Below are 14,227 nucleotides of genomic sequence, written 5' to 3'. Positions count from 1 at the left end.
TGCAAAAGCGACTTCCAACAAACGATCCGAAAGCAGGGAAGAAACGATGGAAAAAGCCGAAATCGGCCTTATCGGTCTTGGCACGATGGGCTCCAACCTGGCGCTCAACATCGCCGAGCACGGGCACCGCATCGCCGTCTTCAACCGGACGCGATCGCGCACCGATGCCTTTGTCGAGGGCGCAGGGTCGCTGAAGGACAGGATCGTCCCTTGCTACAGCCTGGAGGAACTTGCCGCGGCGATCCGGCCGCCTCGGCCGATCATCATCATGGTGCTGGCCGGCAAGCCGGTCGACGAGCAGATCGCGGCACTTCGCGGGGTGCTGTCGGCCAACGACATCGTCATCGACGCCGGCAATGCCAATTTCCGTGACACGATGCGGCGCTTTTCCGAACTCTCCGGCTCGGGCCTGACCTTCATCGGCATGGGCGTGTCCGGCGGCGAGGAGGGCGCGCGTCACGGGCCGTCGATCATGGTCGGCGGCACGGAGGAGTCCTGGAAGCGCGTTGAGAAGGTGCTGACGGCGATCTCAGCCAAATTCAAGGACGAGCCTTGCGCCGCCTGGCTCGGCACCGATGGCGCCGGCCATTTCGTCAAGACAATCCATAACGGCATCGAATATGCCGACATGCAGATGATCGCCGAGATCTACGGCATCCTGCGCGACGGGCTCGGCATGGGGCCGAAGGAGATCGGCAAGGTCTTCGAAGACTGGAACAAGGGCCGGCTCAACTCCTATCTGATCGAGATCACCGCCAAGGTTCTCGCCGCCGACGATCCGAAAACCGGCAAGCCGGTGGTCGACATCATCCTCGATCGTGCCGGCCAGAAGGGCACCGGCAAATGGTCGGTCATCGAGGCGCAGCAACTCGGCATTCCGGCGACAGCCATCGAGGCCGCGGTCGCTGCACGCGTGCTGTCCTCGATCAAGGACGAGCGGCAGGCGGCGGAAAAGGCCTACGGCAATATCGGCGTCGAGAAGATTTCCGGCGACAAGGCAGCCTTGCTGAAGGATCTCGAACTGGCGTTGTTCGCCGGCAAGATCGCGGCCTATGCGCAGGGCTTCGCCGTGATGAGCGGCGCCTCGAAGGAGTTCAACTGGAACCTGCCGATGCCGACCATCGCCAAGATCTGGCGCGCCGGCTGCATCATCCGCTCGCAGATGCTGGACACGATGGCGGAGGCTTTCGGGTCAGGCGGCGCTTCGACGAATCTTTTGATGGCGCCGGCCTTCATCGCCATGATGAAGGAGGCGCATCCGTCGCTCAGGCGCATCGTGGCCAAGGCCTCCGAGGCGGGCTCGCCGGTGCCGGCGCTGTCGTCGGCGCTCGCTTATTTCGACAGCTACCGCCAGGGCCGCGGCACGTCGAACCTCATCCAGGCGCAGCGTGATTTCTTCGGCGCGCACGGCTTCGAGCGGATCGGCGAGCAGGGGGCGTTCCATGGCCCGTGGGGCAGCGGGGCGAGTGGGTGAGACGAGCCGCCGCTCTCGCGGAACGTCTATTTCAGATATCCGATCACGAGCCGAGTGGCCTCATCAATGAGCGTTTCGGCCGCTTTGTTCGACAGCTTCTCAGAGCTGTGCAACACCGCGTTATGGGCCAGCGCTTCGATCGAAGTCACGCACACGAAGGCTGCAAGTCCAAGATCGGCCACGCGTAGCTCGTCGCTGTGGCTTTCGAGATAGCTCTTGAAGAGAGCATGGGCTTCACGATTGAAGGCTTCCACGTTTTCGAGGCGTCCCGTGCGCGGAATCTGCTCGGCAAGGACACGATGCAGCTTGGGGTCGATGCGATGCGCCTCGATCGCGACGGCAACAAGTCGGCGCACTGCCGTCTCGATCGGCTGCGAGGCGACCTCCGCAAACACCCTCCGCACGACCTGCATGATATCCTGGTTGTGACGATCGATGACGGCAGCAACGAGCGCTTCCTTGCCCGGGTAATACTGGTAAAGCGAGCCGATGCTCACGCCGGCCTGTTCGGCGATCCGGTTGGTGCTGGCCCGGTCGAAACCGTCCCGGACCAGAATGCGAGCGGTCGCGTCGACAAGCGCGTCCACCGTCGCGCGCGACCTCTCCTGAGAGGCGTTCTTCCTTGGATTCGTGAGCGGCTTAGGTGCCATCTTCCAGTCGGTCCCAATGCGAGTAGACAATTGTGAGCTATCGCTCGCATTATGTCTACCAACGCTCCCCAACGATTTGGACGATGACAGATGCTCTATGGAACTGTTTTAGGAATCCATGCGTACGCCATGTGCGCCGCTTTGCTATTGTTCGTGGCGAACGAACTTCTGCTAGTTCCTGCCCGACGAGGTCAGCGAGGGCCGGCCAGACTGGCTTTCTTTGCCAGTCGTTTTGCAGGGCTTCTGGTGGTCGCCGGTGTGCTTGCCGGCATCGTCCTTGTCTTTCTTGGCGACTGGTCCCTGCTGACGCCGTGGCTGGTGGTGTCGCTTGCGCTGATCGCCGTCTTGATTGCGGTCGAGCACAAGCTCGTACGCCCCTGGGCGGCGCAGGCCCAGACAGCGCTCCGCGGCGCCATCTCTGGTGAAGAGATCAAAGCATTTGCTGGCGACAAACGCGCGCTAGCTGGACGCATAGCCATGATCACGATCTTTGCGCTCATTGTCGCCTTGATGACAGTGAAGCCCGAACTGAACCCCTTTGCATGATGATCGCCGTCATGGAGGCGCAGCGTCACTTTTCTCCCGAATGTCGGTAAGCCTGAACCTCGCCCGGTTTGCTGAGTGACTGCAATGAGCCGGGTTCCTTGCCGCCGATCCAGCCGAGCACCGCGCGGGCGAGCTCGGAGCCGGCGAGCCGGAAATTCTCGTTGACCACCAGCAGTTCGCGCCGGAACAGATGCAGCAGTTCCGACGATTGTTTCGACACCACATCAACATCGCGGCCGAGCTTCAGGCCGGCATCCTCGATGCCGGCGACAATGGCGAGCGTCGCCGCCGCGGCGCTGCTGACGAAGCCGTCCGGCCGATCCTCGCGCCGCATCAGCTGCGCGGTCCGCATCCTGATCTGCTCGATCGAATGGTCGATCGTGACGGTGTTGAACGGCACTTCGCTGGCGCCGACTTCGCTCAACGCATCGGTGAAACCGTCCACAGTGTGGCCGCGATAGGTCAGGCCGATGGGTGGCGTCAGCAAAGCGAGCCGGCGCCGGCCGATGCCGGCCAGATGCCGCACGGCTTCGCTGGCAAAAGCATAGTTGTCGAAGTCGTGATAGGGATGCACCAGTCCCATGTCGGTGCGGCCATGCGTGGCGAAGGGAATGCCGCGCTCCAGCATGTAGCGTGCTCTGGGGTCATTGGGCTGCGTGCGTGAAATGATGACGCCGTCGGCGGAGCCGGTCTCCACCAGGTAGCGCACCGGATCGAGCGGATCCTGCGAGCGCGAGTAGGGCGTGACGATCAGGTGATAGGGCGTGTCGGCGATCACTTCCGTGACGCCATAGATGATGTCTGAGACGAAGCTCATCAGCTCGTGCTCGGTGTTAAGCACCAGGCTGATGACATTGGTCTTGCCGGTCCTCAGCCTCACGCCGGCGCGGTTCGGGCGATAGCCGATCTGCTTGGCGACGAGCTGGACGCGCCGCCTGGTCTCGGCGCCGATCTCCGGCGCATCCTTAAGCGCGCGTGACACCGTCGTGACGCCGAGCCCGGTCATGAAGGCGAGCGTCTTCAGCGTCGGCCGTTCCTTAGCCGACGTGTCGTCGTCCTTCTCGCTTGCTCGTCTGTCCATCCGTCCCGCCCATCAGGCGCATAGCAGCCGCGAGGCCGACCGGCAATCGTGCGCATCGACATTTGCGCGGCTTCCAGCCCGTGGCACGGTTCAATATACTGAAACGTTACAGATTGCCAACGCCTGTGACCAACAGGCAGGCCGCAATCATTGCGGTCAGTGCCGACGGAGCGGGTTGAAAGCCACTGGAATCACAAAGAAATCTCAATTTCTCGCGGCTTCTGGCATCAACCGACTGGATTGGGCGCTGTCGGATCGCCATTGGAGAGGGATTTTGTTCGCGCTCCGAAAAAATCTCATGCCGTTTCCATTCGAGGGGGTTGCCTATGCCGGCCATTTGCCGTATCGAAAATCTGTAACGTTTCAGATTCTGGGAGGAACCGAAATGCGATACAAATTCCTGACTGCCGCGTTCGCCGCGACGGTCGCGCTGAACTTCGCCGGACCGGCGGGCGCGACCGACCTCGAAGTCACCCATTGGTGGACTTCGGGCGGCGAGGCGGCGGCGGTGGCTGAACTTGCCAAGGCATTCGATGCGACCGGCAATCACTGGGTCGACGGCGCCATCGCCGGCTCCGGCGGCACGGCGCGGCCGATCATGATCAGCCGCATCACCGGCGGCGACCCGATGGGCGCCACCCAGTTCAACCACGGCCGCCAGGCGGAGGAGCTTGTCCAGGCCGGGCTGATGCGCGACCTCACCGATCTCGCCACCAAGGACAAGTGGACGGAAATCGTGCGGCCGAAGAGCCTGCTCGACAGTTGCACCATCGACGGCAAGATCTATTGCGTGCCGGTCAACATCCATTCCTGGCAGTGGCTCTGGCTGTCGAACGAAGCCTTCCAGAAGGCTGGCGTGCCGATGCCGAAGGACTGGAATGAATTCGTGGCCGCCGCGCCGGCGCTGGAAAAGGCCGGCATTATCCCGCTCGCCGTCGGCGGGCAGCCCTGGCAGGCATCGGGCGCCTTCGACGTGCTGCTTGCCGCGGTCGGCGGCACCGACGCCTTCCTCAAGGTCTACAAGGAAAAGGACGCCAAATTCGCCGGCGGCCCTGAGATCGCCAAGGTGTTCAAGGCCGCCGACGACGCCCGCAAGATGGCTAAGAACACCAATGTGCAGGACTGGAACCAGGCGACCAATCTGGTCATCACCGGCAAGGCCGGTGGCCAGATCATGGGCGACTGGGCGCAGGGCGAATTCCAGGTCGCCGGCAAGACCGCCGGCAAGGATTATGCCTGCCTGCCCGGCCTTGGCCTGAACGAGGTCATCGCCACCGGCGGCGACGCCTTCTACTTCCCGCTGCTGAAGGATGCCGACAAGTCCAAGGCGCAGGAAGTTCTGGCCGAGACCCTGCTCGATCCGAAGACCCAGGTCGCCTTCAATCTCAAGAAGGGTTCGCTGCCGGTGCGCGGCGACGTCGACCTCAACACGGCGAACGACTGCATGAAGAAGGGTCTCGCCATCTTGGCCAAGGGCGCCGTCATCCCGTGGACGGACCAGCTGCTCTCGCAGGACAGCCAGAAGCAGAAGGAGGATCTGTTCTCCGAATTCTTCGCCAAGCCCGACATGACGCTCGAAGAGGCGCAGAAGCGCTTCGCCGGCATCATCGCCTCGGCCGATTGATCGACGGCGCCCCCGCCAGCTCCCGGCCCCTGCCTATCCCGGGTCGGGAGCATGATGTCCTCATTGTCCCAGCGCGGCTGCCGAGATGAGCAACAGCGAACGCCCGAACCAACTCTTCCGCAATCTCAATGCCAAGGTCGCGTCGATCCCGATGATCCTGACCGCGCTCGTGGTCTTCGTCGGCGGCACGGCCTGGACGGTGCTCTATTCCTTCACCAATTCGAAGCTGCTGCCGCGGCTGAATTTCGTCGGGCTCGACCAGTACTATCGATTGTGGGCGACGCCGCGCTGGCTGGTGTCGATCGAGAACCTTCTGATCTACGGCGTGATCGCGCTGGTGTTCTCGTTGGTCATCGGCTTCGTCCTCGCAGCACTCCTCGATCAGAAGATCCGCTTCGAGGACACGTTCCGCACCATCTTCCTCTATCCGTTCGCGCTCTCCTTCATCGTCACCGGGCTGGTCTGGCAGTGGCTGCTCAATCCGGATTTCGGCATCCAGCGCGTGGTGCGCGACCTCGGCTGGACGAGCTTCAGCTTCGACCCGCTCTATAATTCCAGCATCGTCATCTACGGCATTTCGATCGCCGCGCTCTGGCAAGGCACGGGACTGATCATGTGCCTGATGCTGGCCGGCCTGCGCGGCATCGACGAGGATATCTGGAAGGCCGCGCGGGTCGACGGCATACCGATGTGGAAGACCTATCTCTTCATCGTCATCCCGATGATGCGGCCGGTCTTCATCACCACGCTGGTGATCATCGCCGCCGGCATCGTCAAGGTCTACGACCTCGTCGTAGCCCAGACCAGCGGCGGCCCGGGCATCGCCTCCGAGGTGCCGGCAAAATACGTCTACGACTACATGTTCTTCGCCCAGAATCTCGGCCAGGGCTTTGCGGCCTCGACCATGATGCTGCTCTCGGTGGTGATCGTCATCGTGCCATGGGCCTATCTCGAATTCGGAGGCAAGAAGCGTGGCTGACGTTTCCGTCGCCGCCGAAGCGGCTGCCATCAGATCCGCAGCGTCCGGACCGAGCGGGCCGAAGCCGCGGCATGCGCTCTCGCGTCGCAACATCTTTCTCTACGGAACGCTCCTCGTCGTGGCGCTCTATTATCTTTTGCCGCTCTACGTGATGGTGGTGACCTCGCTCAAAGGCATGCCGGAAATCCGCCTCGGCAATATCTTCTCGCCGCCGTTGGAGATCACCTTCGAGCCTTGGGTCAAAGCCTGGTCGCAAGCCTGCACCGGCCTCAATTGCGACGGGCTCTCGCGCGGCTTCTGGAATTCGGTGCGCATCACCGTGCCGTCGGTGCTGCTGTCGATCGCGATCGCCTCGGTGAACGGTTATGCCTTGGCCAACTGGCGCTTCAAGGGCGCCGACACCTTCTTCGTCATCCTGATCGTCGGCGCCTTCATCCCCTATCAGGTGATGATCTATCCGATCGTCATCATCCTGCGCGAGATCGGCATCTACGGCACGCTCACCGGGCTGGTGATCGTGCATTCGATCTTCGGCATGCCGATCCTGACGCTTTTGTTCCGCAATTATTTCACGTCGATGCCTGAGGAGCTGTTCCGCGCTGCGCGCGTCGACGGCGCCGGCTTCTGGGGCATTTACCTGCGCATCATGCTGCCGATGTCGCTGCCGATCTTCGTCGTCGCCATCATCTTGCAGGTGACCGGTATCTGGAACGACTTCCTGTTCGGCGTCGTCTACACCCGTCCCGACACCTATCCGATGACGGTGCAGCTCAACAATATCGTCAATTCGGTGCAGGGCGTGAAGGAATACAACGTCAACATGGCCGCCACCATCCTGACCGGCCTCGTGCCGCTCATCGTCTACTTCGTTTCCGGCAAGCTCTTCGTGCGCGGCATCGCCGCCGGCGCGGTGAAAGGATGATGATGGCTGCAATCGCCGATCCCAGCGTTTCGATCCAGAACCTGTCGCTGAATTTCGGCTCGGTCTCGGTTCTGCAGACGCTCAATCTGGACGTCGCCGAGGGCGAGTTCATCGTGCTGCTCGGGCCGTCGGGCTGCGGCAAGTCGACCTTGCTCAACTGCATCGCCGGCCTGCTCGACATTTCGGAAGGCCGCATCTTCATCAAGGGCAAGAACGTCACCTGGGAGGAGCCGAAGGACCGCGGCATCGGCATGGTGTTCCAGTCCTATGCGCTCTATCCGCAGATGACGGTGGAGAAGAACCTCTCGTTCGGGCTGCGCGTTGCCGGCGTGCCGAAGGATGAGATCGCCAAACGCATCGCGCGGGCGGCGGAGATCCTGCAGATCGAGCCGCTGTTGCAGCGCAAGCCTTCGGCGCTTTCCGGCGGCCAGCGGCAGCGCGTGGCGATCGGGCGGGCGCTGGTGCGTGACGTCGACGTGTTCCTGTTCGACGAGCCGCTGTCCAACCTCGACGCCAAGCTGCGCTCGGAACTGCGCGTCGAGATCAAGCTTTTGCACCGCAAGCTCGAGAATACCATGATCTACGTCACCCACGACCAGATCGAGGCGATGACGCTCGCCGACCGCATCGCCGTCATGAGGGGCGGGGTCATCCAGCAGCTCGACGCGCCGCAGACGATCTACAATCGCCCGGTCAACCGCTTCGTCGCCGGCTTCCTCGGTTCGCCGGCGATGAATTTTATCAACGGGCACCTGGAAGCGGGCGAGGCGCCGGTGTTCAAGGCCGACGGTGTTTCGGTGCCACTTGGCCGCTATCAGTTCGATAACGAAAGCGGACGCGCCGCCAAGCCTTGCGTGTTCGGCATCCGGCCGGAGCACATCGAATTTGGCGAAGCCGCCAGGGCCATGCCGTTCACCGCCGAGTCGACGGTCGAGATCGTCGACCCGATGGGCTCCGACACGCTGGTGTGGACGAAGCTCGGCGGCCAGATCATCTCCTTCCGCGTCGAAGCCGACAAGACGCTGCGCAACGGCGATGCGATCCGCATCGGCTTCGATCCGGCGCGTGCCTCGCTGTTCGACGCCGAGACCGACAATCGCCTTTAACCTCCCCAAGACCAAACAGAACGGACAGGACAGATGAACTGGTCATTCCAACTCTACAGCGCCCGCAATTTCCAGCCATGGGACGGCGTGCTGAAAATGCTCGGCGAGCTCGGCTACAAGGAAGTCGAAGGCTTTGGCGGCGTCTATGACGATCCCAAGGCATTCCGCGCCGAGCTCGATAAGAACGGGCTCGCCATGCCGACCGGGCATTTTTCGATCGAGGCACTCGAGAAGGATTTCGACGGCGTGCGAAAAATCGCCGATGCGCTTGGCGTCAAGCTGCTGATCTGCCCCTACCTGATGCCCGATGCGCGGCCGGGCGATGCCGCCGGCTGGCGCGGCTTCGGCGAGCGGCTCGCCAAGGTCGGCGAGGCCGCGGAGAAGGCCGGCTACGGCTTTGCCTGGCACAACCATGATTTCGAATTCAAGGCGCTCGCCGACGGCTCGCTGCCGCAGGATCATATCCTGTCCGCGGCGCCCGATATCGGCTGGGAGATGGACGTCGCCTGGGTGGTGCGCGGCGGCGCCGATCCGCTGCCCTGGATCGAGAAGCACGGCAAGCGCATCAATGCCGTCCACGTCAAGGACATGGCCAAGCCCGGCGAAGGGCTGGACGAGGACGGCTGGTCGGATGTGGGTCACGGCACCATCGACTGGCCCGGCCTGATCAAGGCGTTGCGCGCCAAGAGCGCGGCGCAGTATTTCGTCATGGAGCAGGACAACCCCAACGACATCGAGCGCTTCGCCCGTCGCTCGATCGAATCCGTCAAGAATTACTAGGACATACCATCATGGCAAACAAACTTGGCGTAGGCGTCATCGGCTGCGGCAACATCTCGAAGGCGTATTTCTCGCTGGCGCCGCTGTTCCGCGGCATCAAGATGCGCGCCTGCGCGGATATCAACATGGATGCGGCGAAGATGCGGGCGAAGGAGTTCAAGCTCCGCGCCGAGACGGTCGACGACCTTCTCAAGGACGACGAGATCGACATCATCGTTAACCTTACTATTCCGGCCGTGCACTACGAAGTGTCGAAAGCGGTGCTCGAGGCCGGCAAGCACGTCTATTCGGAAAAGCCCTTCGTGCTGTCGATCGAGGAGGGGCTCGACCTCAAGAAACTGGCTGAGAAGAAAGGGCTGCGCATCGGATCGGCGCCGGACACGTTCTTCGGCGGCGCGCATCAGCTGGCGCGCGAGCTGATCGACAGCGGCAAGCTCGGCAAGATCACCAGCGGCACCTGCCATGTCATGGGCCACGGCATGGAACACTGGCACCCCAATCCGGACTTCTTCTTCCAGCCGGGCGCCGGGCCGGTGCTCGACATCGGTCCGTACTATGTCACCAACCTGATCCAGCTGATCGGGCCGGTGAAGCAGGTGGCGGCTTTTGCGGCGACGCCAGCCAAGGAGCGGACTATCAGCTCCAAACCGCGCGCGGGCGAAAAGATCCCGGTCAACACGCCGACCACCATCCATGCGCTGCTCGAATTCGCGAATGGCGCGGTGGTGACGCTCAACACCAGCTGGGACGTCTGGAGCCACGGCCACGCGCCGATGGAGCTCTATGGCGAGGCGGGCACCGTCTTCGTGCCGGACCCGAACTTCTTCGGCGGCGAGGTGCGCTTCACCGACGCGACCAAGCCGGTGAAGAAGCTGCCGAAGTGGGATCATCCGTTCGGTGTGCCCAACGAGATGCACGGTCACGGCATGATGGCGAACTACCGCACCGCCGGCCTTGCCGACATGGCGATCGCGATCGCCGAAGGGCGGCCGCACCGCTGTTCGATGGAGCTGGCGCTGCACGCCGTCGACGTCATGACCGGCATCCTGCGCTCCGGCGAAAGCGGCAAGTTCGTCGCCATGCAGACAACCTGCGAGCGGCCGGCGGCGCTTGGCATCAAGGAAGCCAAGGCGCTGCTGGCGAAGAAGAAGTAGGTGGCAACTACCCTCTCCCCGTTTCGGCGGGGAGAGGGTATGGATGGGGACAAGCATCGATTCAAATTCGCCGCGGCGCTCGCCGCGTCGCTTCGATTCCGAGGATTTCCCCATGCCCTATGTCGCCGCCGAGAACCGCTACGAGAAGATGATCTACAACCGCTGCGGGCGGTCCGGCCTCAAGCTGCCGGCCATCTCGCTCGGGCTGTGGCACAATTTCGGCAACGACACGCCGCACAGGACCAAGCAGGCGATCGTGCGCAAGGCCTTCGACCTCGGCATCACGCATTTCGACCTCGCCAACAATTACGGCCCGCCGCCCGGCTCGGCCGAGACCGCGTTCGGCGAGATCCTGCGCACCGATTTCGCCGGCTATCGCGACGAGCTGATCATCTCGACCAAGGCGGGCTATGAGATGTGGGCCGGCCCTTATGGCGAATGGGGCAGCCGCAAATATGTGCTGGCGAGCCTCGACCAGAGCCTCAAGCGAATGGGGCTGGACTATGTCGACATCTTCTATTCCCACCGCTTCGACCCCGAGACGCCGCTGGAAGAAACCATGGGCGCGCTCGATCATGCCGTGCGTTCGGGCAAGGCGCTCTATGCCGGCATCTCCTCCTACAATTCGCAGCGCACGCGCGAGGCGGCCGACATATTGAGGCAACTCGGTACGCCTTGCCTGATCCACCAGCCGAGCTATTCGATGCTCAACCGCTGGGTGGAGGAGGATGGGCTTCTGGACACGCTGGAGGGGCTCGGCATCGGCTCGATCGTGTTCTCGCCGCTGGCGCAAGGCATGCTGACCGACAAATATGTCGGCGGCATCCCGGAAGGCAGCCGCGCATCCCAAGGCAAGTCGCTGCGTCCGGCCTTCATCAACGACAAGTCGATCGCCAATATCAAGGCGCTCAACGCCATCGCCGGACGGCGCGGCCAGACGTTGGCGCAGATGGCGCTGGCCTGGGTATTGCGCAAGGGACGCGTGACCACGGCGCTGATCGGCGCCAGCCGGCCCGAACAGGTCGAGGATTGCGTCGGGGCGCTCAAGGCGCTCGAGTTCAGCGATGCCGAACTGGCCGAGATCGACACCTACGCACGCGAGGCCGACATCAACCTTTGGGCGGCATCCGCCGAGCGCAAGGGACCGTCGCGCAAGTAGTGGCCGCGCCGGGCGGCCGACTGCGGAAACAGTGGCAAAAATGCTCGATCGTCGCTATCTCATGGACCTGAGACCGTTTGCGTGCACAATCGACTCGCGAAACGGCGCGACGACCGGACGGACAAGATGACGGCAAGGGATACGCTGACCAAGAACCAGCTGTGCGTGCTCGAGAAGCTCGAAGCCGCCAGCGGGCCGCTCAGCGCCTATATGCTGCTCGACCAGCTGCGCGAGCGCGGCTTCCGGGCGCCGCTGCAGGTCTACCGCGCGCTCGACACGCTGGTAAAGTCGGGCTTTGTGCACCGGCTGGAAAGCCTCAACTCCTTCGTCGCCTGCGCCGAGCCGCACGACCACAGCCATTCGATGACCGCCTTCGCCATCTGCGACAGCTGCGGCCAGGTAACCGAGATGTCCGACCACGATGTCGACCACCGGCTGGACGAATGGGTGCGCTCGACGGGTTTCGCCGCCAAGAAGGCGGTGATCGAGTTTCGGGGGGTTTGCGCCAAGTGCAGGGCCGAGGCGGCTTAACGCAGCGTAGCATAAAAACTCTTTAAGCCGGCGGGACAGCGCCCCCCTCTGTCCTGCCGGACATCTCCACCATTTGGGGCGAGATTGGCAACTCCGCCCATGCCAACATTCCTGCACCGCTGGCGATTGGCGAAAACGGCGGCGACATCTGATCTCCCAAATGGTGGAGATGTCCGGCAGGACGCGAAGGATCGCTACGGCTGGCTTGCTGTGCGTGAAGGCGGAAAACTCAATGCGCCTCGTCCCAGTTGTCGGCGGCCCGCGCATCGACATGCAGCGGCACCGACATCGAGACGGCCGGCATCGGCGCGTTTTCCATGACGCGGCGCACGACGGGGATCGTCGCCTCGACCTCCGCTTCCACCGTTTCGAAGATCAGTTCGTCGTGGACCTGAAGCAGCATGCGGGCCGAAAGCTTCGCCTTCTCCAGCGCTTCTTCCATATGCACCATGGCGCGGCGGATGATGTCGGCGGCGGTGCCCTGGAGCCTCGCATTGATCGAGGCGCGCTCGTTGAAGGCGCGGACCGATGGATTGGAGGACCTTATCTCCGGATAGTGGATGCGGCGGCCGAAGATCGTTTCGACGAAGCCGTATTCGCGCGCATAGGCTTTGGTTTCCTCGATATAGTCGCGGATGCCCGGGAAGCGCTCGAAGTAGCGCTTGATGTAGGCGCTCGCCTCCTCGCGAGGGATCGACAGCTGGTTGGCGAGGCCGAAGGCCGAGATGCCGTAAATGATGCCGAAATTGATCGCCTTGGCGCGCCGGCGCACTTCCGAAGGCATGCCTTCGACCGGCACGTTGAACATTTCCGACGCCGTGATGGCATGGATGTCGGCGCCGTCGGCGAAGGCCTGCTTGAGTTGAGGGATCTCGGCGACATGGGCAAGCACGCGCAATTCGATCTGGCTGTAGTCGGCCGAAACCAGCTTGTGGCCCTTTTCGGCGATGAAGGCGGTCCTGATCTTGCGGCCTTCCGCGGTACGCACCGGGATGTTCTGCAGATTGGGATCGGATGAGGACAGGCGGCCGGTCGTGGTCGCCGCCAGAGCGTATGAGGTATGGACGCGGTTGGTGCCGGGGTTGATGAAGCCCGGCAGCGCGTCGGTATAGGTCGATTTCAGCTTGGTGAGTTGGCGCCAGTCGACGATCTTGCGCGGCAGCTCGTGGCCCTCGGCGGCGAGGTCTTCCAGAAGCTGCGCCGAGGTCGACCACTGACCTGTCTTGGTTTTGGACCCGCCCGGCAGGCCCATCCTGCCGAACAATATGTCGCCGAGCTGTTTCGGCGAGCCGATGTTGATGCGCTCGCCGACGATCCCGTAGATTTCCTCCTCGACACGGGCGGCGCCTTGCGCCAGCTCGCCCGACAGCCTGGAGAGGATCTGGCGATCGACCGAAATGCCGCGCTGCTCCATCCGGGCGAGCACAGGCACCAGCGGGCGCTCCAGCCGTTCATAGACGGAAACCAGGCCCTTGGCGGCAAGCCTGGGCTTCAGCAACTGCCAGAGCCGCAGCGCCAGGTCGGCCTGCTCGCCGGCATAGGCGGTCGCCCGCCCGATGTCGACCTGGTCGAAGCCGACGGCGCTCTTTCCCGAGCCGGCAAGCTCCTTCTTCGAGGCCGGGGCATGGCCGAGCCACTTCTCCGACAGCGAGGCGAGGTCGTGGCCGCCGGACGTGCCGGCATCGAGCACGTAGGAGACCAGCATCGTGTCGTCGAACGGCCCGACCTCGATGCCATGCCGGCTCATCACGACGATATCGTATTTCATGTCCTGCACGATCTTGAGGACCGACCTGTCCTCGAGCAGGGGCTTGAGCAGCGCCAGCGCTTCACGGACCGGGATCTGGTCCGACAGAAGGCCGCCGCCAAGCAGGTCGCCATTGCCGCTCATGTGGGCGAGCGGCAAGTAGACAGCCCGGCCCGGCGCGACCGCCATGGAGAGGCCGACCAAGTCGGCCTGCATCGGGTCGGACGAGGTGGTCTCGGCGTCGAAGGCCAGGATGCCGGCTTCCTTCGCCTCGGCGATCCAAGCATTCAGCGCGGCCGTATCGCGAATGGCAACGTAGGCCGAAGGGTCGATCCTGCGCGCCGTCGCCTGTTCCAGCCGCAGCGCCGAGAGCAGGGAAGGGGTGTCGCCCTGCGGCGGAGCATCCTCGCCCCCGACAGGTGGAGCGGCCGGCTTCGCGGCGCCGTTCGGCGTCGCCGCGGCCCGCGGCGCGCC

13 protein-coding genes are annotated in these 14,227 nt (G+C 63.4%); 10 read left to right on the top strand and 3 right to left on the bottom strand.

Annotated elements, in window-relative coordinates:
- Positions 1-46 precede the first annotated feature (46 nt).
- Positions 47-1,474 carry an NADP-dependent phosphogluconate dehydrogenase gene (gnd, locus tag AU465_RS22410; RefSeq protein WP_192253110.1) on the top strand — a complete coding sequence of 476 codons (1,428 nt, stop codon included), beginning with the start codon at positions 47-49 and terminating at the stop codon, positions 1,472-1,474.
- A 26-nt stretch (positions 1,475-1,500) separates the two neighbouring features.
- On the opposite strand, the gene AU465_RS22405 is transcribed toward gnd, so the two are convergent.
- Positions 1,501-2,061, bottom strand: a complete 561-nt coding sequence (locus AU465_RS22405) for a TetR/AcrR family transcriptional regulator (protein WP_312891300.1) — start codon at positions 2,059-2,061, stop codon at positions 1,501-1,503.
- Positions 2,062-2,214: 153 nt separating this feature from the next.
- On the opposite strand from AU465_RS22405, the gene AU465_RS22400 reads away from it, so the two are divergent.
- Entirely contained in the window at positions 2,215-2,670 is a 456-nt protein-coding gene (locus AU465_RS22400) for a DUF2269 family protein (RefSeq protein ID WP_192253104.1), read from the top strand.
- A gap of 25 nt (positions 2,671-2,695) precedes the next feature.
- Here AU465_RS22400 and AU465_RS22395 read toward each other — a convergent pair whose 3' ends face one another.
- Positions 2,696-3,751, bottom strand: a complete 1,056-nt coding sequence (locus AU465_RS22395) for a LacI family transcriptional regulator (RefSeq protein ID WP_192253101.1) — start codon at positions 3,749-3,751, stop codon at positions 2,696-2,698.
- Between the two features lie 385 nt (positions 3,752-4,136).
- Between AU465_RS22395 and AU465_RS22390 the strand changes: the two genes are divergently transcribed.
- The 8 genes from AU465_RS22390 (at position 4,137) to AU465_RS22355 (ending at position 12,006) form a co-directional block, all read left to right on the top strand.
- Positions 4,137-5,375 carry an ABC transporter substrate-binding protein gene (locus AU465_RS22390; protein WP_192253098.1) on the top strand — a complete coding sequence of 413 codons (1,239 nt, stop codon included), beginning with the start codon at positions 4,137-4,139 and terminating at the stop codon, positions 5,373-5,375.
- Between the two features lie 85 nt (positions 5,376-5,460).
- A complete protein-coding gene (locus AU465_RS22385; RefSeq protein ID WP_192253096.1) occupies positions 5,461-6,354 on the top strand; it encodes a carbohydrate ABC transporter permease in 894 nt (297 codons plus the stop codon).
- Complete coding sequence (locus AU465_RS22380; protein ID WP_192253093.1) at positions 6,347-7,276, top strand: carbohydrate ABC transporter permease; 930 nt, start codon at positions 6,347-6,349, stop codon at positions 7,274-7,276. Before AU465_RS22385 ends, AU465_RS22380 begins: the two co-directional genes overlap by 8 nt.
- Before the next feature lie 2 nt (positions 7,277-7,278).
- A complete protein-coding gene (locus tag AU465_RS22375; protein WP_192253367.1) occupies positions 7,279-8,382 on the top strand; it encodes an ABC transporter ATP-binding protein in 1,104 nt (367 codons plus the stop codon).
- Positions 8,383-8,415: 33 nt separating this feature from the next.
- A complete protein-coding gene (locus AU465_RS22370) occupies positions 8,416-9,162 on the top strand; it encodes a sugar phosphate isomerase/epimerase family protein (protein WP_192253090.1) in 747 nt (248 codons plus the stop codon).
- A gap of 11 nt (positions 9,163-9,173) precedes the next feature.
- Positions 9,174-10,316: a Gfo/Idh/MocA family protein gene (locus AU465_RS22365; protein ID WP_192253087.1), complete on the top strand. Its 1,143-nt coding sequence runs from the start codon at positions 9,174-9,176 to the stop codon at positions 10,314-10,316.
- 112 nt (positions 10,317-10,428) lie between these two features.
- Positions 10,429-11,475: an L-glyceraldehyde 3-phosphate reductase gene (gene mgrA, locus AU465_RS22360; protein WP_192253364.1), complete on the top strand. Its 1,047-nt coding sequence runs from the start codon at positions 10,429-10,431 to the stop codon at positions 11,473-11,475.
- A 126-nt stretch (positions 11,476-11,601) separates the two neighbouring features.
- On the top strand, positions 11,602-12,006 hold the full coding sequence (locus tag AU465_RS22355; protein WP_040972454.1) for a Fur family transcriptional regulator: 405 nt from the start codon (positions 11,602-11,604) through the stop codon (positions 12,004-12,006).
- Positions 12,007-12,235: 229 nt separating this feature from the next.
- Here AU465_RS22355 and polA read toward each other — a convergent pair.
- Positions 12,236-14,227, bottom strand: a 1,992-nt coding sequence (gene polA, locus AU465_RS22350) for a DNA polymerase I (protein ID WP_192253084.1), incomplete at its 5' end; no start/stop codon positions are given.

The organism is Mesorhizobium silamurunense (genome assembly GCF_014843905.1).
GTDB classification, from domain to species: Bacteria; Pseudomonadota; Alphaproteobacteria; order Rhizobiales; family Rhizobiaceae; genus Mesorhizobium; species Mesorhizobium silamurunense.
Note: the sequence above shows the minus strand (reverse complement) of the source record. Positions and strands in the feature narration are given on the sequence as shown.